At 72.0% G+C, this 22,367-nt stretch carries 15 protein-coding genes; 7 read left to right on the top strand and 8 right to left on the bottom strand.

Annotated elements, in window-relative coordinates; genetic code table 11:
• Positions 1–32 precede the first annotated feature (32 nt).
• From SOM11_RS11625 to SOM11_RS11615, 3 genes are all read left to right on the top strand, one after another.
• Positions 33–467, top strand: coding sequence for a DUF3060 domain-containing protein (locus tag SOM11_RS11625; protein ID WP_320478104.1), 435 nt, complete (start codon positions 33–35; stop codon positions 465–467).
• Positions 468–627: 160 nt separating this feature from the next.
• Positions 628–4,011, top strand: a complete 3,384-nt coding sequence (locus SOM11_RS11620) for an Ig-like domain-containing protein (RefSeq protein WP_320478103.1) — start codon at positions 628–630, stop codon at positions 4,009–4,011.
• A 104-nt stretch (positions 4,012–4,115) separates the two neighbouring features.
• Complete coding sequence (locus tag SOM11_RS11615; RefSeq protein ID WP_320478102.1) at positions 4,116–4,583, top strand: pilus assembly protein CpaE; 468 nt, start codon at positions 4,116–4,118, stop codon at positions 4,581–4,583.
• A gap of 17 nt (positions 4,584–4,600) precedes the next feature.
• Here the strand turns inward: SOM11_RS11615 and SOM11_RS11610 are convergent, their stop codons facing one another.
• The 5 genes from SOM11_RS11610 to dnaK form a co-directional block, all read right to left on the bottom strand.
• Positions 4,601–5,752: a class I SAM-dependent methyltransferase gene (locus SOM11_RS11610; protein WP_320478101.1), complete on the bottom strand. Its 1,152-nt coding sequence runs from the start codon at positions 5,750–5,752 to the stop codon at positions 4,601–4,603.
• A gap of 34 nt (positions 5,753–5,786) precedes the next feature.
• Complete coding sequence (locus SOM11_RS11605) at positions 5,787–6,194, bottom strand: heat shock protein transcriptional repressor HspR (RefSeq protein ID WP_192061599.1); 408 nt, start codon at positions 6,192–6,194, stop codon at positions 5,787–5,789.
• A 58-nt stretch (positions 6,195–6,252) separates the two neighbouring features.
• The gene (locus SOM11_RS11600) at positions 6,253–7,266 is read right to left on the bottom strand and encodes a DnaJ C-terminal domain-containing protein (protein ID WP_192061592.1); all 1,014 of its coding nucleotides are present in this window, start codon (positions 7,264–7,266) and stop codon (positions 6,253–6,255) included.
• A gap of 120 nt (positions 7,267–7,386) precedes the next feature.
• Positions 7,387–8,085: a nucleotide exchange factor GrpE gene (locus tag SOM11_RS11595; RefSeq protein ID WP_320478100.1), complete on the bottom strand. Its 699-nt coding sequence runs from the start codon at positions 8,083–8,085 to the stop codon at positions 7,387–7,389.
• Positions 8,086–8,093: 8 nt separating this feature from the next.
• Positions 8,094–9,974, bottom strand: a complete 1,881-nt coding sequence (gene dnaK / locus SOM11_RS11590; RefSeq protein WP_320478099.1) for a molecular chaperone DnaK — start codon at positions 9,972–9,974, stop codon at positions 8,094–8,096.
• 203 nt (positions 9,975–10,177) lie between these two features.
• Between dnaK and SOM11_RS11585 the strand changes: the two genes are divergently transcribed.
• The 3 genes from SOM11_RS11585 to SOM11_RS11575 all read left to right on the top strand — a co-directional run bounded on the left by SOM11_RS11585 (position 10,178) and on the right by SOM11_RS11575 (position 17,425).
• On the top strand, positions 10,178–11,560 hold the full coding sequence (locus SOM11_RS11585; protein WP_320478098.1) for an MFS transporter: 1,383 nt from the start codon (positions 10,178–10,180) through the stop codon (positions 11,558–11,560).
• Positions 11,561–11,649: 89 nt separating this feature from the next.
• Positions 11,650–14,400 carry a hypothetical protein gene (locus SOM11_RS11580; RefSeq protein WP_320478097.1) on the top strand — a complete coding sequence of 917 codons (2,751 nt, stop codon included), beginning with the start codon at positions 11,650–11,652 and terminating at the stop codon, positions 14,398–14,400.
• A 277-nt stretch (positions 14,401–14,677) separates the two neighbouring features.
• On the top strand, positions 14,678–17,425 hold the full coding sequence (locus SOM11_RS11575) for a hypothetical protein (protein ID WP_320478096.1): 2,748 nt from the start codon (positions 14,678–14,680) through the stop codon (positions 17,423–17,425).
• Positions 17,426–17,551: 126 nt separating this feature from the next.
• On the opposite strand, the gene SOM11_RS11570 is transcribed toward SOM11_RS11575, so the two are convergent.
• Together SOM11_RS11570 and SOM11_RS11565 are read right to left on the bottom strand one after the other, a co-directional pair.
• On the bottom strand, positions 17,552–18,625 hold the full coding sequence (locus tag SOM11_RS11570) for an LCP family protein (protein WP_320478095.1): 1,074 nt from the start codon (positions 18,623–18,625) through the stop codon (positions 17,552–17,554).
• Complete coding sequence (locus tag SOM11_RS11565) at positions 18,622–19,545, bottom strand: DsbA family protein (protein ID WP_320478094.1); 924 nt, start codon at positions 19,543–19,545, stop codon at positions 18,622–18,624. Before SOM11_RS11565 ends, SOM11_RS11570 begins: the two co-directional genes overlap by 4 nt.
• A gap of 126 nt (positions 19,546–19,671) precedes the next feature.
• Here SOM11_RS11565 and SOM11_RS11560 point away from each other — a divergent pair, with 126 nt between their 5' ends.
• Complete coding sequence (locus SOM11_RS11560; protein WP_320478093.1) at positions 19,672–20,982, top strand: GNAT family N-acetyltransferase; 1,311 nt, start codon at positions 19,672–19,674, stop codon at positions 20,980–20,982.
• Positions 20,983–21,156: 174 nt separating this feature from the next.
• Here SOM11_RS11560 and SOM11_RS11555 read toward each other — a convergent pair whose 3' ends face one another.
• On the bottom strand, positions 21,157–22,347 hold the full coding sequence (locus SOM11_RS11555) for a glycoside hydrolase family 1 protein (protein ID WP_320478092.1): 1,191 nt from the start codon (positions 22,345–22,347) through the stop codon (positions 21,157–21,159).
• Positions 22,348–22,367: the final 20 nt, after the last annotated feature.

Below are 22,367 nucleotides of genomic sequence, written 5' to 3'. Positions count from 1 at the left end.
CGACAGACGAGACGTTCGACGAGAGGAACACCATGACCAGACGACCGACGCGATCCCTGCGACTCCTCGCGGCCCTCGGGGCGGCGGTGCTCTTGACCGGATGCACCGCCGGTGACGACGATCCCGACGTCGACCCGTCGACACCGACACCGGCCGTGGCGACGACGGAGGCGAGCCAGACCGTCTACGGAGAGTGCGTCGACGGGGTGGCCACCATCCTCGCCGACGACCTCGACGGACGCTTCGAGCTCGGCGACTGCTCGACCGTGAGCGTCGTCGGGGTGGACGGCGACATCGTCCTCGGCCAGGTCGAGCGCCTCGTCCTCGAGGGCGACCGGAACACCGTCGTCGTCGCGGAGGTCGCACACGTCGCGTTCGGCGGGAACGGCAACGTCGTCGAGCACGGCGGCGCCGAACCCGAGGTCGTCGACGACGGCGACGAGAACCGGATCGCGCCGACCGACTGAGTCCGCGGAGCGGCACGACGCGCACCACCCAGAGGGGCATCGCCGCCGGCGGTGCCCCTCTGGCATGTCGTCCGTGTCGCTTATTCCGATGACATGTGTCATTAATGAGAGTCGTGATCCTCGACCGGGATCCTCCGACGACCAGAAAGACGACCAGCACATGAAACGACTCCCTCAGGCGGCGGGCGCTCTCGCTCTCGCCGCCGTCCTGCTCGGCGGGGTCCTCACGCCGCCGGCGGTGGCGTCGACCGTCACCCCGAATCCGTTCACGACCCCGCTGGCGTTCCGCTCGGCCGACGGCGGCTACGTGGCCTACCGGGAGAGCCCCGAACCCGACGACGACGGCCGGTACTCGTTCCGCGCCACCCGGCACGCGGAGCTGGCCGATGCGCTCACCACCGCCACGCGCGTGGCCCTGCCCGAGCCCGGCGCGGCGGCGGCTCCGGTCAGCCTGCCCACCGGCGACGCGTGCCTGACGTCCCTGCCGGTCGGATCCGACGCGCTCACGCTCGTCGCCGCGCCCGACGCCTGCGACGACCCCGCCGGGCTCTGGCTGGTGACGCGCGAGGGTCAGGTGCGGCCCTCGTCGGGCGACGTCGGACTCGGCGCGGTCCAGGCGGCCGACCCGTCGGTGTGGCCCAACACGGGCCTCCGACCCGCGCTGACGGCACCGGCGGCGCCCCTCGCCGACCGACGGTTCGATCGCCGCCCGCTCGAGGCCGAGCTGGTCCAGGTGAACGACATCGCCCGCACGGCCGTCATCACGGGAACGGCCACCTCGTTCGCCTCCGTGCGGGTCGGTGCCGTGCGGGCCGACGTCCGAGAGGACGGGACCTTCCGGATCACCGCGACGCGACTCGCCATCGGGCACAACGAGCTCCGGATCGAGCAGGTCGTGGCCGGCGAGGTCGTCGACGCGGTCGCCCTCGACGCCGACGTCGTCGACGGCGGCCGCATCCTCCCCGCGGCAGGCCCCACCGTCGACCTCGAGCGCGGATCCGACACCGGCGTGCTCCTCGGAGTCACGACGATCGACGACTTCGCCCGCCTCGAGGGCGTGGCCGAGATCACCGCGCCGAGCGGCACGACCCTCTCGGCGGGCCAGACGACGCTGTCCGCCGAACGTCGCGGCTCCGACGGGACGTGGGCGCCCGACACCAGGCTGGATCTCGTCGGCGGGACGACCGCGGCCGACGGTCGCCGCGCCTCCTACGATCTGCACTGGCGTGATGCGGCCGAGGCGCTGCCCTCGGGGAGCGAGGTCCGGTGGACGGTCGACATCGCCACGCCGGCATCGGCGTCCCCTGCGGCGGGTTCGCTCGGCTTCGGCTTCTCGGGGACGGGTGCCCCCAGCGACTTCCGCGCCGTCGGCTCGACGCCGACCACCATCACGGTGCCGCCCCGCGAGGTGACGGCCGAGGTGACGCTGCCCGACGCGCTCGACGAGCGTGCGGTGGTGTCCGGCGAAGGCCACGAGGGGGCTCGCATCGAGGTGAGCGTCGACGACGCCCCTCTCGGGACGACCGAGGTCGTCGACGAGGCCTGGGCGCTCGAGATCGACCCCGACCTCGGCCCGGGTCGGCACGTGCTCGACGTCGTGCAGAGCATCGACGGCGCACCCGCCGGACGCACGAGCGCCGAGGTCGACTTCGGACCGGCGGTCGACCTGGTCGCGCCCGTCTCGGGCCAGGTCGTCCCCGGCGTGACGACCGTGTCGGGCACCGGTGCGCCCGGGGCCGAGGTCACCGTGGAGGTCGACGGCCGCTCGGAGACCGCGGCCGTCGTGGACGGCGCGTGGTCCGTCGAGGTGGAGCTGCCGCCGTCGCACGACGAGAGCACCATCGAGGTCGCCCAGCGGGCGCGGGGAGACGTCCGGTCGGCCGACCGGGTGCGGGTCGTCGCGGACGCTCGACAGGAGCTCTCGCCGGTCGTCGTCGACGGACCGGCCGACGGCTGGTACCGCAGCGGCGAAGCCACCACCCTCTCGGGGACGGCGACGCCGTACGCCCGCGTCGTGGTCCGCAACCAGTGGACGAACGAGGCCGGTCGCGCCGTGGCGGACGCCGACGGCGCCTGGTCGTTCGAGCGCGCGTGGGGGCCGACGGCCGCCTACCGGCTGACCGCGACGCAGACCCTGGTCGACGGCCGCACCTCGTCGTCGGCCGAGTTCACCCTGCTCCCCCTGGGCTCGTTCCGAGCACTCGAGGTCACCAGCCACGCGGCGAACGACAGCTACGTGCCGGGCCTCACGACCTTCAGCGGCGTCGCGACCCCCGGGGCGTGGGTGACGGCGACCAACCAGTGGGATCGACGCCTCTTCGCCACGCGGGCGTCGCAGACCACCGGCGAGTGGAGCGCGCCGGCCGAACTCGGTCCGGTGGCCGACTACGACGTGCGGATCTCGCAGACGGCGCCCGACGGGCAGCCCGACCAGGTCCGACTGCGCCTGACGCCCATCATCGGGTGGGTGCCGGCGACCGTGACCAGCCACGTGGACGGCGGCGAGTACGTGCCGGGTCCCGTGACGCTGGTCGGCGCGGGCACACCCCGGGCGACGATCGCCATCACCAACCAGTGGGGCGTCTCGATGGGCACCACGACCGTCGGCACCGACGGACGCTGGTCGGTCCGTCGCGACATGGGGCCGCGAGCCTCGTACGCGCTGACCGTCGTCCAGACCCGCGGATCGGAGACGAACACCGTCGAGCTCGTACTGAACCCGCCTGCCTGGCGGGCACTGCAGCTGCTCAGCCCCGAGGTCGGCGACCGCTACGAGCCGGGTGCGCGGACCGAGTTCCGCGGAGTCGCGACTCCGCACTCGACCGTGACGGTGACGACCGACCTCGGCTCGGTGCTCTTCCAGGCGCCGGTCGCCGCGGACGGCACCTGGTCGAACACCCGGGCGTATGGCCCCGTCCGGACGTACACGCTGACCATCGAGCAGGCGGCGACGACCGACCAGGGCGACGCGCTGCGGTTCGTCTGGGCGCCCGACATCGCGCTGCGGCCGGTCACCGTGACCAGCCACGACGACGGTGAGACCTACCGCCCGGGTCCCGTCACGCTCGGCGGCACGGGCACGCCAGGCGCCACCGTGCGGGTGACGAACCAGTGGGGTGCGGCCATGGGCACCTCGGAGGTCGATCTCGACGGCCGCTGGAGCATCCAGCGCGAGCTCGGGCCGCGGAGCGACTACATCCTCACCGTGCAGCAGGACAGAGCGGGCGAGACCGACGAGACGCGCCTCACCCTCCTCGCACCCGTCTGGCAGCGCATGACCATCGACTCCCCGGTGATCGACGACGGTTACGACAGGGACGTCGACGTGAGGTTCGCCGGACGCGCGACGCCGTTCGCGACGATCGACGTCTCGACGGCCTCCGGGGTGCAGCTCGCGACCCCCACGGCCGACCGGAACGGCGACTGGTCGTTCACCCGGCGGTTCGGCCCGGAGCACGTGTACACGCTCGTCTTCACGCAGCAGGCCGCGGGCCATGCCGACGACGCGCTCGACCCGATCCGGTTCGGGCCGGCCGGGGGCTGATCGATCCAGCCGGCTCCGTGTCGCCCCCCTCGGGGCGACACGGGGCCGGCCGGCGCCCGAGGCGTGTCGGGCCGCATCGGCCCGGGCGAGCGCAGACTGGGACGATGCTCGATGTGACTCTGGCCCGCCGACTCCACGACGCCGGGCTGCGCTGGCATCCGACCACCGGCGACCGGTTCGTCATCGATCGAGGCGAGTTCGTCGGCGACGTCTTCACCATCAGCGAGATGACCATCGAGGCCCACGAGTACCCGACGGGCACCGTCCTCGGCTTCAACGGGACGACCGAGTGGGCGCTCGACTCCGTCGCCGCCGACCAGTCGCTCTGGCTGCCCCGGGAGGACCAGCTGAGGGCCCTGCTGGCGCGGTCGTTCCGCTCGTTGACCCGCGCCTCCTCGGCCGACGGCGACGGCGACGCTCACGGCGACGAGGCGGGCCCGACAGCCGAGCGGATTGTCTACGAGGTCCGGGTCGACTCGTCGGGCGGAGAGCGCGTCTTCCGGGCCGCCGACCCCGAGGACGCCTACGCCGCCGCCCTGCTGGCCTACATCGACGCGTCACTGAGCCTCTAGGCCGGCTCGAGCCGACCTCAGCGTCGGACGGAGACCGTCACCGTGAACTTGGCGGTGCGGGCGACCTGCCGCGTGGGGCCCACGGCGCGCTCGAGCGCACCGCGGTAGGCGAGCGGAGAGTTCCACACGCACCAGAGCTCGCCGCCGGGGGCGAGCATCCGCGCCGCGGCGTCGAACAGCTTGTGCGCGATGCCGGCATGCACCGTCGCCCCGACGTGGAACGGCGGATTGAGCAGCACCAGATAGGCCGACCCGTCGGGTATCGACGAACCGGCGTCGTCGCGCCGCACCTCCACCCGGTCGGCGACCCCGTTGGCGGCGGCCGTCGCCTCCGCCGACGACACGGCGGCCCACGACTGGTCGGTGGCGATCACCCGCCAGCCGGGGTGGTCGCGCGCCCACGAGGTGGCGAGCACGCCCGTTCCGCAGCCGAGATCGACCGCGAGCGGGGTCTCGTGCGCAGGCGAAGCCCCGGGCTCAGCGCCCAGCGCAGCCCCGGGCTCCACCCCGCTGAGCGCCTCGAGCAGCGCCCGCGTGCCGATGTCGACGGTGGATCCGGCGAACGCGGCCCCGTGGGCGACGACGACCAGATCACCGTGGCGGGAGGTGCGCGGCCAGTCGGGTGCGCCTCCTCGGACCGGCCCGGACGCGGTGACGACGCGCGACTTCTGACGTGCGAGCCCGGCCGTCACCGACGCGAAGCGACGCGCGAGGACGTCGTTCATCGCGGTGGTCATGTGCTTGACGCGCCCCCCGGCGAAGACCTGGACGTCGGGGTCGGCGTGCCGGGCCACGAGCGCCGCGATCTCGTCGAGGGCGTCGAGCCCCCGGGGCAGCTGCAGCAGGACGACCCGGGCGCCGTCGACCAGCGCGGCGTCGAGCGCATGCCCGACGACCACGGCCGACGACCCCAGCCTCTCGGTGTTGGCGGCGAGCGCCAGTTCGCCCGAACGGGCGTCCTGGTGCGAGCGGATCGGGTGCGCGCCGACCAGGGCGGCTGCGCCGAGGGCGAGGGCGCCGTAGCGATCGCCGATCACCGTGACCCGGTCGGGATGGGCGACCAGCGCCTCCTCGGCGGTGTCGAGCAGCAGCCGGTCGGTGGCGTCGTGGGCCAGCAGCTCGGGCGCCTCGACGTCGGGCCATCGGCGGAGCCGGTCGAAGTCGATCACCCCGACACGGTACCGGTGCGGCGGTGAGCCCGCGTCAGCGGAGCGGACGCCAGACGACGAGCGACGTCTGGCGTGCCGGGCGGGTGCCGTGCTTGAGCGGCACCACGCCGCTCTCGCCGGCGGCGAAGACGCGGCTCCCGGGGCGGTTGACGAGCTCGTCGGCGAGTGCCCGCTCGAGCTCGCGCACCCGCGAGTTCAGGGCGGTCACCTGGTTCTCGAGCTCGAGGATGCGTTTGATCCCTTCGAGCGAGACACCCTCGCCGCCGAGGCGCGAGATCTCGCGCAGCTGCACGACGTCGCGCATCGAGTAGCGACGCGACTTGCCGGCGGTCCGCTGCGGCACGACCAGACCGAGCCGGTCGTACTGTCGCAGCGTCTGAGCGTGCATGCCGGCCAGCTCGGCCGCGGTCGCGATGGCGAAGATCGGCGACGACTCGTCCATCGCCCAGCCGGTCGCCGGGTCGGCCGGGTCTCTGCGCTCGGTCATCGTCGTCGTCCGATCAGGCCCGGGCGCGGGCGATCAGGTCGTCGCGCGGGTTCTCGGCCGGCAGCGCGGCGGCCAGCGCCTCGACGGCCTCGCGGGCCTTGTCGTTCAGGTGCGCGGGCACGGCCACCTGCACCGTGGCGAGCAGGTCGCCGGTGCCGTTCTTGGTCGCGACACCGCGCCCCTTGACCCGCAGCACGCGGCCGCTCGGAGTGCCCGCCGCGACGCGCAGACGCACCGGGTCGCCGCCGAGGGTCGGCACCTCGATGGTCGCGCCGAGCGCCGCCTCGGCGAACGTCACGGGCACGTCGACACGGAGGTTCTGGCCGTCGAGCTCGAAGACGGGGTGCTTCCGCACCGCGATCGTCAGCACGAGGTCGCCGGCCTCGCCGCCGTCGGGGCTGGGCTCGCCGCGACCGCGGAGGCGGATCTTCTGGCCGTCGTGCACGCCCGCGGGGATCTTGACCTTCATCGGCTTGCCGTTGGAGGCCTGCAGCGAGATGGTCTCGCCCACGATGGCGGTCTGGAAGTCGAGCGTGGTCGTGGCCGTCATGTCGCGGCCCTTCTGCGGCCCGCCGAACCCGCGGTAGCCGCCGCTGGTCTGACCGAAGCCGCCCCCGCCGCCGCCGAACATGCCGCTGAAGATGTCGTCGAAGCCGCCGCCACCGCCGCCGGGCTGCCGGTACTGCGTGCGCTGGCCGCCGCCGCCCTGCCCGAACATGCCGCCGAAGACGTCCTCGAAGCCGCCGCCTCGGGCGCCGGGGCCGCCGCTGCCGGCCGAGAAGCGGGCACCGCCGCCCATGGCGCGCACCTGGTCGTACTCTTTGCGCTGCTCGGGGTCGGCGAGCACCGAGTGCGCCTCGCTGACCTCTTTGAACTTCGCCTCGCTGGCCGCGTCGCCCGGGTTGGAGTCGGGGTGGTACTTGCGAGCGAGCTTGCGGTACACCTTCTTCAACTCGGCGGGGGTGACGTCTTTGGAGACACCGAGGACGGCGTAGAAGTCTTTGTCGAACCAGTCCTGACTCGCCATGCGGCACCTCCTTCCATGGATCTTGGCCGCCCGCGAGGGGCTGCCGGAGAGAATGTGGGAGGCGGTGGGCGCCTTCTCGAGGCGCCCACCGCCGGTCGCGACTCGCGTCGCGGTGTGGTTCTACTGCGGTGCGTGCACCGCGACCTTGGCGGCCCGGATGACCCGGTCGCCGATCTTGTAGCCGGGCTCGATCACGTCGGCGACCGTGTTGACGGTCACGTCGGGGCTCGGCAGCTGCACGAGGGCGTCGTGCATGGTCGGGTCGAAGACGTCGCCCTTCGCGCCGATCTGCACGAGCCCGAACTTGTCGAGACCCCCGCGGATCTTCTGCGCGATGACGGTCATCGGACCCTCGGCGAGGTCGCCGTGCTGCTCGGCGCGGACGAGGTCGTCGAGCGCGGGCAGCAGCGACCGGACGACCTCGGCGACGACGGCCTCGCGGTTCGCCTCGCGATCGCGCTCGACGCGACGGCGGAAGTTCACCAGCTCGGCCTGCGCACGGAGCATGTCCTGGCGCATGTCGGCGACGAGATCGCGGCTCGCCTCGTCGAGGATCGCCTCGTCTTCGGCGCTCATCGCAGCCGCGGCCTCGGCCGCCCCCTCGGGCGCCTCGGCGTCGCTCGGCACCTCGACGTCGGGCGCCTCGACGGTCGGGAGGTCGTCGACCCCGTCGACCGCTGCGGTGCCGCCGTCTTCGGACGGGACGTCGGCGCTCGCCTCGGGCCGGACCTCGCCGGTCTCGGGGTCGAGTCGCCGCTTGTCTCGGACGACCGGCTCGGACTGCTCGTCGTCGGCGGGACGGTTCTGCTCGTCAGTCATGCGGGCCTCTACTTCTTGTCGTTGTCGTCGTCGTCCACGACCTCGGCGTCGACGATGTCCTCGTCGTCGGCCGGGGTCTGACCGTCGCCCTCGGAGCCCTCGGGCCCGGCGGCACCCGCGGCACCGGCCTGGTCGGCCTGGCCCTGCGAGTAGATGGCCTGGCCGAGCTTCGACTGGCTCTCGTTGAGCTTGTCGAAGGCGGGCTTGACGGCGGACTCGTCGTCGCCGGCGAGGGCCGACTTCAGCGCGTCGACGTCGGCCTGGACCTCGGACTTGACGTCGGCGGGGAGCTTGTCGTCGTTGTCCTTGATCAGCTTCTCGATCGAGTAGACGAGCTGCTCGGCGTTGTTGCGGGTCTCGTTGGCCTCGCGACGCGCCTTGTCTTCGGCGGCGTGCTCCTCCGCCTCGCGGACCATGCGCTCGATGTCGTCCTTCGAGAGCGACGAGCCGCCGGAGATGACCATCGACTGCTCGGTGCCGGTGCCCTTGTCTTTCGCGGACACGTGCACGATGCCGTTGGCGTCGATGTCGAAGGTGACCTCGATCTGCGGCACGCCACGCGGGGCGGGGGCGATGCCGGTCAGCTCGAAGGTGCCGAGGTTCTTGTTGTCGCGGGTGAACTCGCGCTCGCCCTGGAAGACCTGGATGGCGACGGACGGCTGGTTGTCGTCGGCCGTCGTGAAGGTCTCGCTGCGCTTGGTCGGGATGGCCGTGTTGCGCTCGATGAGCTTGGTCATCGCGCCGCCCTTGGTCTCGATGCCGAGGCTCAGCGGGGTGACGTCGATCAGCAGGACGTCCTTGCGCTCGCCCTTCAGCACGCCGGCCTGCAGGGCGGCGCCCACGGCCACGACCTCGTCGGGGTTCACGCCCTTGTTGGGCTCGCGGCCGCCGGTCAGCTGCTTGACGACATCGGTGACGGCCGGCATGCGGGTCGAACCGCCGACGAGGACGACGTGCGAGATGTCGCCGACCTTGACACCGGCCTCCTTGATGACGTCGTTGAAGGGCTTCTTGGTGCGGTCGAGGAGGTCGCTCGTCCACTGCTCGAACTGCGAGCGCGAGATGGTCTCGTCGAGGTTGAGCGGGCCGTCGGCCGTCAGCGTGAGGTAGGGCAGCTGGATGCTGGTCGAGGTGCTCGACGACAGCTCCTTCTTGGCCTGCTCGGCGGCCTCCTTGAGGCGCTGCTTCGCGATCTTGTCGGTCGACAGGTCGACGCCGTTGTTGTCCTTGAACTTCTTGATCAGGTGCTCGACGATGCGGTTGTCCCAGTCGTCGCCGCCGAGGCGGTTGTCACCCGAGGTGCTGCGCACCTGGATGGTGGAGAAGTCGTCGTCTTTGCCCACTTCGAGCAGCGATACGTCGAAGGTTCCGCCACCGAGGTCGAAGACGAGGATGAGCTCGTCCTCCTTGCCCTTGTCGAGGCCGTAGGCCAGGGCCGCGGCGGTGGGCTCGTTGATGATGCGGAGCACGTTGAGACCCGCGATCTCGCCGGCCTCCTTCGTGGCCTGACGCTCGGAGTCGTTGAAGTACGCGGGCACGGTCACGACCGCGTCGGTGACCTCTTCGCCGAGGTACTGCTCGGCGTCGCGCTTCAGCTTCGCGAGGATGCGCGCGCTGATCTCCTGGGGGGTGTACTTCTTGTCGTCGATCTCGACCTTCCAGTCGGTGCCGACGTGACGCTTGACCGACGCGATGGTGCGGTCGACGTTGGTGACGGCCTGGCGCTTGGCGGTCTCGCCGACCAGCACCTCGCCGTCCTTCGTGAACGCGACGACCGAGGGGGTCGTGCGCAGACCCTCGGCGTTCGCGATGACGGTGGGCTCGCCGCCCTCGAGGACGCTGACGACCGAGTTGGTGGTTCCGAGGTCGATTCCTACTGCACGTGCCATGTGCTGTTCTCCTTCGTGGTGCGCTGTTGCGGAAACTTGTGGGGCCGGCCTTGAGTCGGCCAGGCTCAACTTTACTCGCGCCCTCGCCGAGGTCAAGCTGTGAAGCTGAAAGTTGAGCCAGAAACACTCAAGTCTCGAACGGGGGTCGCCCCCGCAGGAGGCGCGGTGCCGGCAGGACACCCCCGCCGACTAGGTTGACCCCCATGACCGCAGCGCAGACGCTCGCCGACACCGCACCGATCCCCCGTGGCCGGGTGATCTCGTGGGCGCTCTGGGACTGGGGCTCGGCCGCGTTCAACGCCGTCGTCACCTCGTTCGTCTTCAGCACCTATCTGGCGAGCGGCGCGTTCGTCGACCCCGCGATCGTCGCGGCGGCGGGGGATGACACCCGCAACGCGGCCCTCGTGCTCGCCAAGGCCGAGAACGCGACGGTCATCTCGACCGCGCTGACGATCGCCGGCATCCTGATCGCGCTGCTCGCACCCGTGCTCGGTCAGCGGAGCGACGGCTCCGGTCGACGCAAGCTGTGGCTCGCGGTCAACACCGGCCTCGTCGTGGCGGCGATGGCCGCGATGGTCCTCGTCGCCCCGGTGCCGGGCTACCTCGTGTTCGGCGCGGCCCTGCTCGCCGTCGGCAACATCTTCTTCGAGTTCGCCAGCGTCAACTACAACGCGATGCTCGTGCAGGTCTCGACGCCCAAGACGATCGGCAAGGTGTCGGGATTCGGCTGGGGCCTCGGCTACGTCGGCGGCATCGTGCTGCTGCTGGTGCTGCTCGTCGCGTTCCTGCAGAGCTTCGGCGTCGACGGCCGCGGCGGCCTCCTCGCCGTGCCGACCGGGACGGAAGGAGGCGCGTGGGACGTCCGCTGGGCCGTCCTCGTCTCCGCCGCGTGGTTCGCCGTGTTCGCGGTGCCGGTGCTGCTCGCGGTGCCCGAACCGCCCGCCACCGCGGCACGCGCGCGGGTGGGGCTGTGGGGTTCGTACCGCCTCCTCGGCTCCACGATCGCGAAGCTCTGGCGGACCAACCGCCAGGTGCTGCTGTTCCTGCTGGCCAGCGCGGTGTTCCGCGACGGCCTCGCGGCGGTGTTCACCTTCGGCGCGATCATCGCGGCGCAGGTGTTCGGCTTCACCCCGAGCATGGTCATCTACTTCGCGGTCGGGGCGAACCTCGTGGCCGGCATCGGCACGTTCGTCGGCGGCTGGCTCGACGATCGGCTCGGGGCGAAGACGATCATCGTCGGGTCGCTCGTCGGTCTCGTGATCGCCGCCTTCGCCGTGCTCGCCATCGGGACGGCGACGGATCTCTTCTGGGTCTTCGGCCTGGCGCTCGCCCTCTTCGTCGGGCCAATCCAGTCGGCGAGCCGGTCGTTCCTCGCCCGCGTCACGCCGCCGGGGCGCGAGGGCGAGATCTTCGGCCTCTACGCCACGACGGGGCGCGCGGTGAGCTTCCTGGCCCCGGGGCTCTTCACGCTGTTCGTCTCGGCGACGGGCGACACGCGCTACGGCATCGTCGGCATCGCCCTCGTACTGCTCGCCGGGCTCCTGCTGATGCTTCCGGTGAAGGGCGTCCAGCGGTCCATCGACTGACTCCCACGGTCTCGATGAGGGCGATTCGAATGTAATATACGAGTCGGCCGCCCCGATCGGTCTTCCCTGCACCTCATCCGAGAGAAGACATGAAGAAGAAGATCACCACCGGGCTGGCCATGGCCGGTCTCGCCGCACTCACCCTGGGGACGGCCTCACCCGTCGCCGCAGAACCGGGCTCCGGGGCCCCCGTCGCGAACGAGACCACGGCCGCGGCGTCACCGTCCTCGACATCCACCTCGGCGACCGCCGCCGCAGCACCTCGCATCGCCTCCATCGAGCCGTCCGACCGCGACGAGCTGTCGGTCATGGGCATGGCCCCGGGCGCCCGCGTCGTGGGCATCCGCGTCGAGGGCGGACCGAGCGAAGGCGCCGGTGTCGTCGACGGCCGCTTCGCCGCCCTCATCGACATCGCCCACCTCGGCAAGAACGCCACGCTGATCTCGTACACCCCGCAGGGCGTGGTCGAGGTCGACTTCGTCCTCGAGCCCCAGTACGCCGAGGGCGAGAACGAGGCGCCCGGCACGCCCGTCATCCACGCCGTCAGCCAGTACGACGACGACAGCTTCGTCATCGAGGGCACCGTGGCGCACCAGCCCGATCTGTTCTCGAAGACCGAGGTGTGGGCCAACCGATCCGGGATGTCATGGGACTTCCCGTCCGAGAACGGGTCGTTCTCGCTCACCGTGCCCGCCTCGCGCGCCGGCGAGATCATCGACGTGACCGCCTACTACCGGGGCCACGCGAGTGAAACTGCCCAGGTCGAGCTCGTCGAGACCGAGCGCAACACCGCCTCCGAGGTCCACCCGCTCGAGGTCGAGTCGCCTACGGCGGGCGACGTGCTGGCGGCCCCCGAGGCGACGTTCACGGGGTCCGGGATCCCGAACTCGCAGATCGTCGTGAGCCGCGACGAGAAGACGAACCGCGCCTCCTCGACCCTGTGCGAGACCCGCGTGACCTCGCTCGGCGACTGGAGCTGCACCTCGCCGGCGCTTCCCGCCGGGAGCTACGACACCGTCGTGACCGAGACGCCCACCTGGACCACCGCGCCGAAGCAGACCGCGGGCACCGCGTTCTCCGTCGCCGACACCACGCCCGATCCCGGCGCGTCGAACACCGGCGGCCCCGCGACCCCGATCCTGTCGTCGGTGACGGAAGAGGCCGACGGCAGCCTGATCGTCCGTGCCATCGTCAACGGCGCGGGCCAGGCCCGCATCGAGGTCGGCGACCACAGCGAGACCCTGCCCCGCGGGCAGCACGGTCGATTCCCGTTCACGCTCGACGGATCGATGCTCGGCCAGACCGCGACGATCACGGGTGTGTCCCCTGAGGGCGATGGCGACTCCATCGAGATCGATCTGACCCCGACCGAGGCCCCGGCGGGCTCGCCGCTGGCAGCCCCGCAGGCGCACGGCGTGACGAAGTCCGAGGGCGAGCCGTTCTACGTCCAGGGCACGACCTCGTACTTCGACGACGAGTACTCCGTCCCGTCGGTGATCGCGCAGGTCGACGGCGAGTTCATCGGTGCGACGGGGGCCACCTGGAACGGCGCGTTCTTCATCGCCATCCCGGCCGAGTACGCCGGTCAGGACATCGACCTCATCACGGTCCGGAACGCCGAACTCTCCGAGGCGACCACGATCACGGTCGAGCCGACCGAGGGCAACACGGCCTCCGAGGCGTTCCCGCTCGAGGTGACCTCGCCCGCCGAGGGTGAGAGCGTCACCCCCGACCTGACCTCCCTGGTCGGCGAGGGCATCCCCGGCGCGCGGATCTCGATCGAGTCGTCGGCCACCGAAGGCGACGCGCCGCTCATCACGAGTGTGCTCGGCGACGGCAGCTGGAGCGTGCCCGTCACTGCTCCCCTGCTGGCCGGCGACCACGAGATGACCGTCACCGAGACGCCGTACTGGCCGGGCGTGGCCTCGGTCACCTCGGCCCGCTCGTTCACCGTCTCCGACGGCTCCGACGGCTCCGAAGACGGCGACGACTCCGAAGGCGGCGAGTCCGACGAGCGAGCGATCACCGTCACCACACCGGTCGACGGCAGCACCTTCGCCGCCGGCAGCGTCGTGACCTACACCGGCACGGCCACCCCTGAGGCCACCGTCTCGGTCCGTCTCGGCTACGGCTTGGCGCCCCTGGTCGCCGAAGCGGACGAGAACGGGAACTGGACCGTGTCCCGCTGGCTCGGCAACGCGCCCTACACCGCGACCATCACCCAGTCGAAAGACGGCAAGCAGATCGGTGAGCGTCACACCGGCCCGACCATCACCCCCGCCGCGACGACCGCACCGATCGTCGTCACCGCACCCACTGACGGCGGCACCTTCGCCGCCGGCAGCGTCGTGACCTACACCGGCACCGCCACCGCCGAGGCCACCGTCTCGGTCCGCCTCGGGTACGGCCTGGCGCCCCTGGTCGCCGACGCCGACGAGAACGGCGACTGGACAGTGTCGCGCTGGCTCGGCAACGCGCCCTACACCGCGACCATCACGCAGTCCAAGGACGGCAAGCAGATCGGCGGGTCGCACACCGGCCCGACGATCACGCCTGCCGCCACGACCGCACCCGTCGTCGTCACCGCACCCGTCGACGGCAGCACGTTCGCCGCGGGCAGCGCCGTGACGTTCACCGGCACCGCCACCCCGGGCGCCGACATCGCCGTGCACCTCGGCTACGGACTCGCACCCGTCACCGGGACCGCGAACGCCTCCGGCGACTGGAGCGTCTCGCGCTGGCTCGGCAACGCGCCCTACACCGCCAAGGTGATCCAGTCCAAGAACGGCACCCCGCTCACCGCCACCCACACCGGGCCCACCATCACCCCCGCCCGCTAAGACACGGCGGCGAACCGCCGAAAGGCGGCAGTCGCCTCGACGACACGACGAAGCCCCTGGAACGAGCCCACGCTCGCTCCGGGGGCTTCGTCGACTCGGGCGTCACGGGCTCACAGGATGTCGCCCACGGGGCTGCACATGCCTCCGGTGAAGGGAATCCCCGAATCCATCGACGGATCCATCGCGCCAGGACACGCGCCAGGACACGCGCCATTCGAATGTAATATACGAGACAGCCGTCCCGATCGGTCTTCACCGTCCCCATCCGAAAGCAGACATGAGCACGATCAGATCGGGCCTCACCGCCCTCAGCCTCGCAGCCCTCGCTGCGGGCACCCTCTCCCCCACCGCCGCTCTCGCGGCACCCTCGTCGACACCCGGGGCGGGCTCCTCCGCCGTGAGCAACCCGGCTGCCGACGCGTCGACATCAGCCACGAGCACCGTCGCCCCTCAGGTCCGCAGGATCGAGGCCTACGGCACCGATCACTTCACCCTTAACGGATCAGCCCCCGGGGCGCAGATGATCAACATCGCCATCCCGGGCGGGCTGGGCGACGTCCCCATCGTCCGGCAGGGCCGCTTCACGTCGATCCTGCCGAACGAGAGCCTCGGCAAGACCGCCGTCATCACGGCCCTGGGCTCGGACGGCCGATGGTCCGCCCCCGTCGAGGTCGTCCTCGAGCCGTTCCTCGCCGACGGCGAGGCCGACGCCCCCGGCACCCCCGTGGTGCACGCGGTGTCCCGTTACGACGGTGACGACCACATCGTGGTGGAGGGCACCGTCACGTCCGATCCCCTCATGTTCGAGCGACCCGTGGTCGTGGCTCCGAGCCTCGGCCTCGTCTACGACGCCGCCGACGCCAACGGCGCGTTCGCGCTCCGCGTGCCCGCCGCGCACGCCGGTGAGACGCTCGAGATCCGTGCCACGCGCTCCGGCCTGGAGAGCGACGCCGTCGCCGTCGAGCTCGTCGAGACCGAGAGCAACACCGCCTCCGAGGTCCACCCGCTCGAGGTCGCATCGCCCACGGCGGGCGACGTGCTCGCGACCCCCGAGGCGACCTTCGCCGGGTCCGGCATCCCGAACTCGCAGATCGTCGTTACCCGCGACGAGAAGACGAACCGCGCCTCCTCGACGCTGTGCGAGACCCGCGTCTCGTCGCTGGGCGACTGGAGCTGCACCTCGCCGGCTCTCCCCGCCGGGAGCCACGACACCGTCATCACCGAGACACCGACCTGGGCCTCCGCCGCCAAGCAGGAGACGCGGACAGCCTTCAGTATCGTCGACGACGCCGATGACGACGCCGCCGCCGGCTGGACGCCGAGTCAGCCGATGCTGTCGTCGGTCACCGAGAACGCGTCGGGGAAGATCGTCGTCCGGGTCATCGCCAACCGCGCGACCACGGCCGAGATCGTCGTCGGAGACCACGAGGAGACCGTGCGCGGCGGCAACGGACGCTTCACCTTCGTGCTCGACGGCTCGCTCGCCGGTGCGACCGCCACCGTCACCGGCATCCTGGGCGAGAACCGGGGCCGATCCCTCGAGATCCCCCTCACGCCGGTCGCCGCCCCCGAGCCATCTCCTCTCGCGGCACCTCGGATCCACGGGATCGTGGGCGATGCCGAGAACGGCTTCTATCTCGCGGGGACGACGTCGTACTTCGCCACCGAGTTCGACGTGCCGGGCGTGATCGTCCAGCACGAGGGGCGCTTCATCGGCGGCGCCGACACCACCTGGAACGGTGCGTTCATGATCTCCGTCGATGCCGAGTACGCGGGTGAGGAGCTCGACGTCATCACCGTCCGGGATCTGGCCATGTCGGACCGCACCACCGTCGTGGTCGAGCCCACAGAGGGATTCGACGCCTCCGAGATCTTCCCGATCGACGTCACCTCGCCCGCCGAGGGCGAGACCATCCCCGCCGACACCGAGGTCTTCACCGGTACCGGGATCCCTGGATCGACCGTAGCCATCAGCAGCACGACGGAGGGCTCCGCGACCCTCGTCGTCGAACTCGGCAAGGCCGACGTGTTCGCCGACGGCAGCTGGAGCGTCGAACTCGACGCACCGCTGTCCGCCGGCGACCACGAGATGACGGTCACGGAGACGCCGTACTGGACGGACGCCGGCCTGGCCGTGTCGACCCGGTCGTTCACCGTCGCCGACGGCTCCGAAGGCGGCGAGGACGGCGAGGTCGCCGAGAAGCCCATCACGGTCACCACACCCACCGACGGCAGCACCTTCGCCGCGGGCAGCATCGTGACCTTCGCCGGCACCGCCACCCCGGGTGCCGATATCGCCGTGCGTCTCGGCTACGGCCTCGCGCCCGTCACGGGGACCGCGAACGCGTCCGGCGACTGGACCGTCTCGCGCTGGCTCGGCAACGCGCCGTACACCGCGACCATCACCCAGTCGAAGGACGGCCAGCAGATCGGTGAGCGTCACACCGGCCCGACGATCACCCCGGCCGCGACGACCGCACCCATCGTCGTCACCGCGCCGGCCGATGGCAGCACCTTCGCCGCCGGCAGCGTCGTCACCTACACCGGCACCGCCACCCCTGAGGCCACCGTCTCGGTCCGCCTCGGCTACGGCCTCGCACCCCTGGTCGCCGAAGCCGACGAGAACGGGAACTGGACCGTGTCCCGCTGGCTCGGCAACGCGCCCTACACCGCGACCATCACCCAGTCGAAGGACGGCAAGCAGATCGGTGGCGCGCACACGGGCCCGACCATTACTCCTGCCGCCACGACCGCACCCGTCGTCGTGACCGCGCCCACCGATCGCAGCACCTTCGCCGCGGGCAGCGTCGTCACGTTCACGGGCACCGCCACCCCGGGTGCCGACATCGCCGTGCACCTCGGCTACGGCCTCGCACCCGTCACCGGGACCGCGAACGCCTCCGGCGACTGGAGCGTCTCGCGCTGGCTCGGCAACGCGCCCTACACCGCCAAGGTGATCCAGTCGAAGAACGGCACCCCGCTGACCGCCACCCACACCGGGCCCACCATCACACCGGCCCGCTAAGACACCGGTCTGACCCGCCGAAGGGCGGGAGTCGCCTCGACGACACGATGAAGCCCCGGGGCGAGCAAGCTGCTCGCCCCGGGGCTTCATCGTGCGCGGGGTGCGGACGACGGCGCCGGCACCCGATCAGGGCGCGGCGTCGGGCAGCGCCTCGTCGGACCGCAGGGCCTCACGCACGGTCTCGAGACCCGCCGGGTCGATCGCGAGGTACGACTGCCCGTCCGCCGACGTGCCCCCACCGGCGACCGGCAGGGTGACCGCGTGCAGGCTCGACGGCGTCAGCCCGCGCGAGCTCCAGCCGAGCTCGAGGAGGCGCGCCGGGGTCAACGACGCATCGACCGCCAGGTGGTCGGCCGTGACGCCGACGAACTCCGACACCCGGGCGGGGTCGGTCAGCGTGCCGCGGCTGACGACCCCCTGGGCCAGACCCGTCAGGAACGCCTGCTGGTTGCGGACCCGCTGGTGATCGGCGTCGGCGAACGAGTAGCGCTCGCGCACGAAGGCGAGGGCCGCGTCGCCGTCGAGGCGGTTCAGCCCCTGACGGAACTCGTGCGGACCCGCGGTGAAGGGCTGCTCGGAGTCGACGACGACCCCGCCCAGGGCGTCGGTCATGGCGCGGAAGCCCTCGAAGTCGATCTCGGCGACGTGGTCGACCCGCACCTCCAGCAGCTGCTCGACGGTCTGGACGGTGAGCGGCACGCCTCCCCAGCTGTAGGCGGCGTTGATCTTCGCCTCGCCGTGACCGGGCACCTCGACCCATGAGTCGCGCATGATCGAGAGCACCTCGACGGACGAGCGGTCGGCCGGCAGCCGGACGAGCATGATCGTGTCGGAACGCCCGCTCTCGCCCTCGACCCGGGTGTCGGACCCGAGCAGGAGGACGTCGACCGCCCCGTCGTCGTCGGCGGCCGGGCGCCCCTCGTACTCGGGGAGGGCGCCGGCGATCGTCGTCGAGCGGTCGTCGAACGACGCCCCCAGACGGACCAGGTAGCCGGCGCCGACCACCGCGGCCAGCACGGGCACTCCGACGAGGACGGCGAGCGTGACGACGACCACGACCAGCCGCCGCCTCCGACGCCGCTCGGCCTGTCGGCGTGCGCCCCGCGACGGTGCGGGGTCGAGACCGAGCTCGGCGAGACCGTCGACGCCGTCGCGGCCCTCGTCGACGCCCGAGCGGGGCGCTCCGCCCGACGCGCTCATCGCACACCTCCGGCGGTCTCGGCCGCGTAGGCCTCGCCCAGCGTCGACGCCACGAACTCGGGGAACGACTGGACCTCGGGGTCGAACAGCTCCCCGTTGACGATCGCGGTGGGCGTCGACGTGATCGCCTCGACCGAGTCGTAGGGCAGGGGGCCGGCGAGCGCGCGGCTCGTGGCCGCGGTCACCCAGCCCGCGAAGCGCTGGTCGGCGACGCACTCGGCGACGGCCGAGGGATCGTCGAAGGGATGGGCCTCGTCGACGATCCGAGCCAGACCCTCGATCGCGTGCCCCCGGCTGCCCGGGTCGGGCTGAGCGGCGAAGAGGGCCTGGTTGACCGCCCAGAACCCGTCGGGCTCGAGGTCGGCGACGCAGGCGGCCGAGGCGGCGGCCCGGGTGGCGTACCGCGAGCCCAGCGACGACCGGTCCGTGACGGACAGCGGGTGGATCTGCACGGTCGCCGCGCCGGACTCGACGAGACCCGTGAGGTAGTCGGCGTTGTCGAGCTCGAACTGCGCGCACCCCGGGCAGTGGTAGTCGACGTAGACCGCGATGTCCGCCACGTCGGAGGCCCCGGGGGTCGGCGACGCGTCGGGTTCGGCGTCGACGGCCCGGGCGGGCGATCGCTCGGCGACGAGACCGGTGCCGATGCGGACGCCGTCCGCGGCGGTGTTGGCGGGGCCCGATCCCGTCGGCGACGAGGCCGACGCCACGAGCACCGCGGCCACCGTGGTCACCAGCGCGAGCGCGACCACGGCCGATCCGCCCTTCACCAGCGCGACCGTCGCGCGCTCCCGACGACGGGCTCGCCGTCGGCCCTCCTCCGCCTTGATGCGAGCCGCGGCCCGCGCATCGCTGCGCGCATCGGGCCGCCCGTCCGTCTGCGCCCCGTGGTCGTGTCGGGTGCCGTCGTCGTCGAGCATCCGCCCTCCTTCATCCTAGATAATTCCTCACATCATATTTCACAGGGGCGGTGCTGGCAATACGTCGGAACGAGCCTCCACCGCAAAGACGACGACAACGTCGGGGGCCAGCCCTAGGCTGACGCCGTGACTGCCTTCGACGACGACTACGACATCCGCACCTTCCCGGCCGCCCTGGCCCCCGAGTCCACCGACGACGAGCCGCGGGCCGATGCCGAGACGGCCGGCTGGGTCCGTGCCGAGGCGCTCGGATTCCATGAGGCGGCCCCCGACGAGAACGCCGTCGGCCGCACGGCCCGCCGACTCGCGGCCGACGGCCGCACCGAGACGGGCGTCTACCCGCGCGAGCCCCGCGACGGCTCCCTCGACGCCGAGGGCCAGCCCGTCGCGACGTTCGAGTCGTTCGTCAAGTCACTCAACGTCGGCGGCGGCCGCCTGCTCGACGCCCACCTCATCTCGGGTGTCACCGTGCAGCCGACCCACCGTCGCCGCGGGCTCCTCCGCCGTCTGATGACCGACGACCTCGCGCGCGCCAAGGGCGCCGGTCTCGCGGTCGCCGCGCTGACCGCGAGCGAGGGCTCCATCTACCGGCGCTTCGGGTTCGGGGTGGGGGTGCGCGAACGCACGATCGAGGTCGACCCGCGCCGCGCCTCCGGCCTGCTCGGCGACCCCGAGGGCAGCACCGAGCTCGTCTCGCGCGACGCCCTCGTCGACCTCGCGCCGGCGGTCTTCGCCCGGTACCACGCCCGCACCCCGGGCTCGATCGACCGACATGAGGGCGCGTGGAACCGCCTGCTCGGGCGCGAGCGCCCCGACGGCACCCCCGACCCCGCGGTGCGCGGCGCGGTGCACCGCGACTCGTCCGGGGTGGTCGACGGCTACGTCGCGTACCGCCTCGAGGGCGCCGACGGGGCGCGCACCCTCGTCGTGCTCGATCTCGTCTCGGCCACCGACGACGCCTACCTCGGCCTCTGGCAGCTGCTGCTCTCCGTCGACCTCGTCGCGACCGTGCAGTACGCCGGTGCGCAGCAGAGCGACCCGCTCGGGCACGCCCTCGTCGACGGGCGGGCCGTGCGGGTCACCCACGACGAGGACCACATCTGGTTCCGGGTGCTCGACACCGTGGCGGCCCTGCAGGCGCGCCCCTGGGCGGCCGACGGGGTCGTGACGATCGCCGTGGGCGACTCGCTCGGGCACGCCGCCGGCACGTTCCGCGTCACGAGCGAGGGCGGCAGCGCGACCGTCAAGCGGGCCGCGGTGCGCCGGGCCGACATCGAGCTCGACGTGGCGACCCTCGGCTCGCTCTGGCTCGGCGGCGTCGACCCCGTGACCCTCGCCGCGGCGGGGCTCGTGCGTGAACGCCGCAAGGGCGCGGTGCAGACCGTGCGGGCGATGATCGCCGCCGATCGACCGCTGCACAGCATCACCCACTTCTGATCCCGGCTTCCGATCCGGCGTCGAGGGGTCACGACGCGCCGCCGAGCCCCGAGGCGGGCGGCATGTCGTGACCCGTCGAGGCGGAGATGCAGGAGGCGCGGGTCGGGTGACCCGCGCCTCCTGCGCCCTGGGATGGGGCACGGCGCCGCCGCGGCACGCGACGACGCCGTGGTCTCACACGGCCGAGCTGCGCTCGAGGCCGTTGGCCTGCGCCACGCCGCCGTACCAGCGCGCGCTGGGCTTGGGGGTGCGCTCGAAGGTGTCGCGGTCCCAGCCGATCAACCCGAAGGTGGGGCGGAACCCGCTGGCCCACTCGTAGTTGTCGAGGGCGCTCCAGTGCTGGTAGCCGAGCACCTCGATGCCCTCGTCGATGGTGTCGTGGATGTGCTCGAGGGCGCCCTGCGTGTAGGCGATGCGGCGGCTGTCGTCGGCGGTCGCGATGCCGTTCTCGGTGACCATGACCGGCACGTGGCCGGACAGCTCCCACGCGCTGCGGATGCCCTCGGCGGCGGCCGGCGGGTGGAACTCCCAGCCGGTGAGCGTCGTCTCGAGCCCCTCGGCGACCGGTCGCGGCCCCTCCGGTCCGACGAAGGTCTGCGTGTAGGCCTGCACCCCGACGAAGTCGTCGCCGGCCGCCATCTCGCTGTACCAGTCGTCGCGGATGTAGCCGTACTCGCGGGTCTTCTCGGCGGCGCCCGGCTCGTCGACGGCCTTGAACGCCTGGGTCGCGACCGTCCAGCCCGACTTGAGCCCGGCGATCTGCGACAGCACCTCGCGCGAGCGCTTGTGCGAGGCGAGCAGCGCGTCGGCCACTTCGAGGTCGGGGTTCGGCAGACCGTACGCGACCAGGTTCGAGGCATCCTCTCCGCCGGCGAGCATCGCGGCGATGTTCGGCTCGTTGATCGTGCAGACGTAGCGGACGCCCTCGCTCACCACCGGCAGGGCGAGCTCGGTGTAGCGGGCGAAGAGGTCGGCGGCGTCGGGTGCGCGCCAGAAGCCGTCGCGCTCGAACCAGCGCGGCACCGTGAAGTGCATCAGCGTGACGATCGGCTCGATGCCGAACTCGTGGCAGGTCTCGACCATGCGGCGGTAGTGCGCGATCTGCGCCTTGCTGACGACGCCGCGCTCGGGCTCGATGCGGGCCCATTCGATGCTGAACCGGTAGCTGTTCAGCCCCAGCTCGGCGAGCAGGCGGATGTCGTCGCGGAACCGGTTGTAGCTGTCGGCCGCGTCGCCGCTCGGTTCGACGATGGTCGTGCCGGGCGTGTGCTCGTGCACCCACCAGTTGGAGTTGACGTTGTTGCCCTCGATCTGGTGGGCCGCCGTCGCGGCGCCCCAGAGGAAGTTCTCGGGGAAGGTGAGCACGGAGTGCTCCTTTCGGTGAT

Origin of the sequence: Frigoribacterium sp. CFBP9029 (assembly GCF_034045305.1) — a bacterium.
Lineage (GTDB): Bacteria > Actinomycetota > Actinomycetes > Actinomycetales > Microbacteriaceae > Frigoribacterium.
Note: the sequence above shows the minus strand (reverse complement) of the source record. Positions and strands in the feature narration are given on the sequence as shown.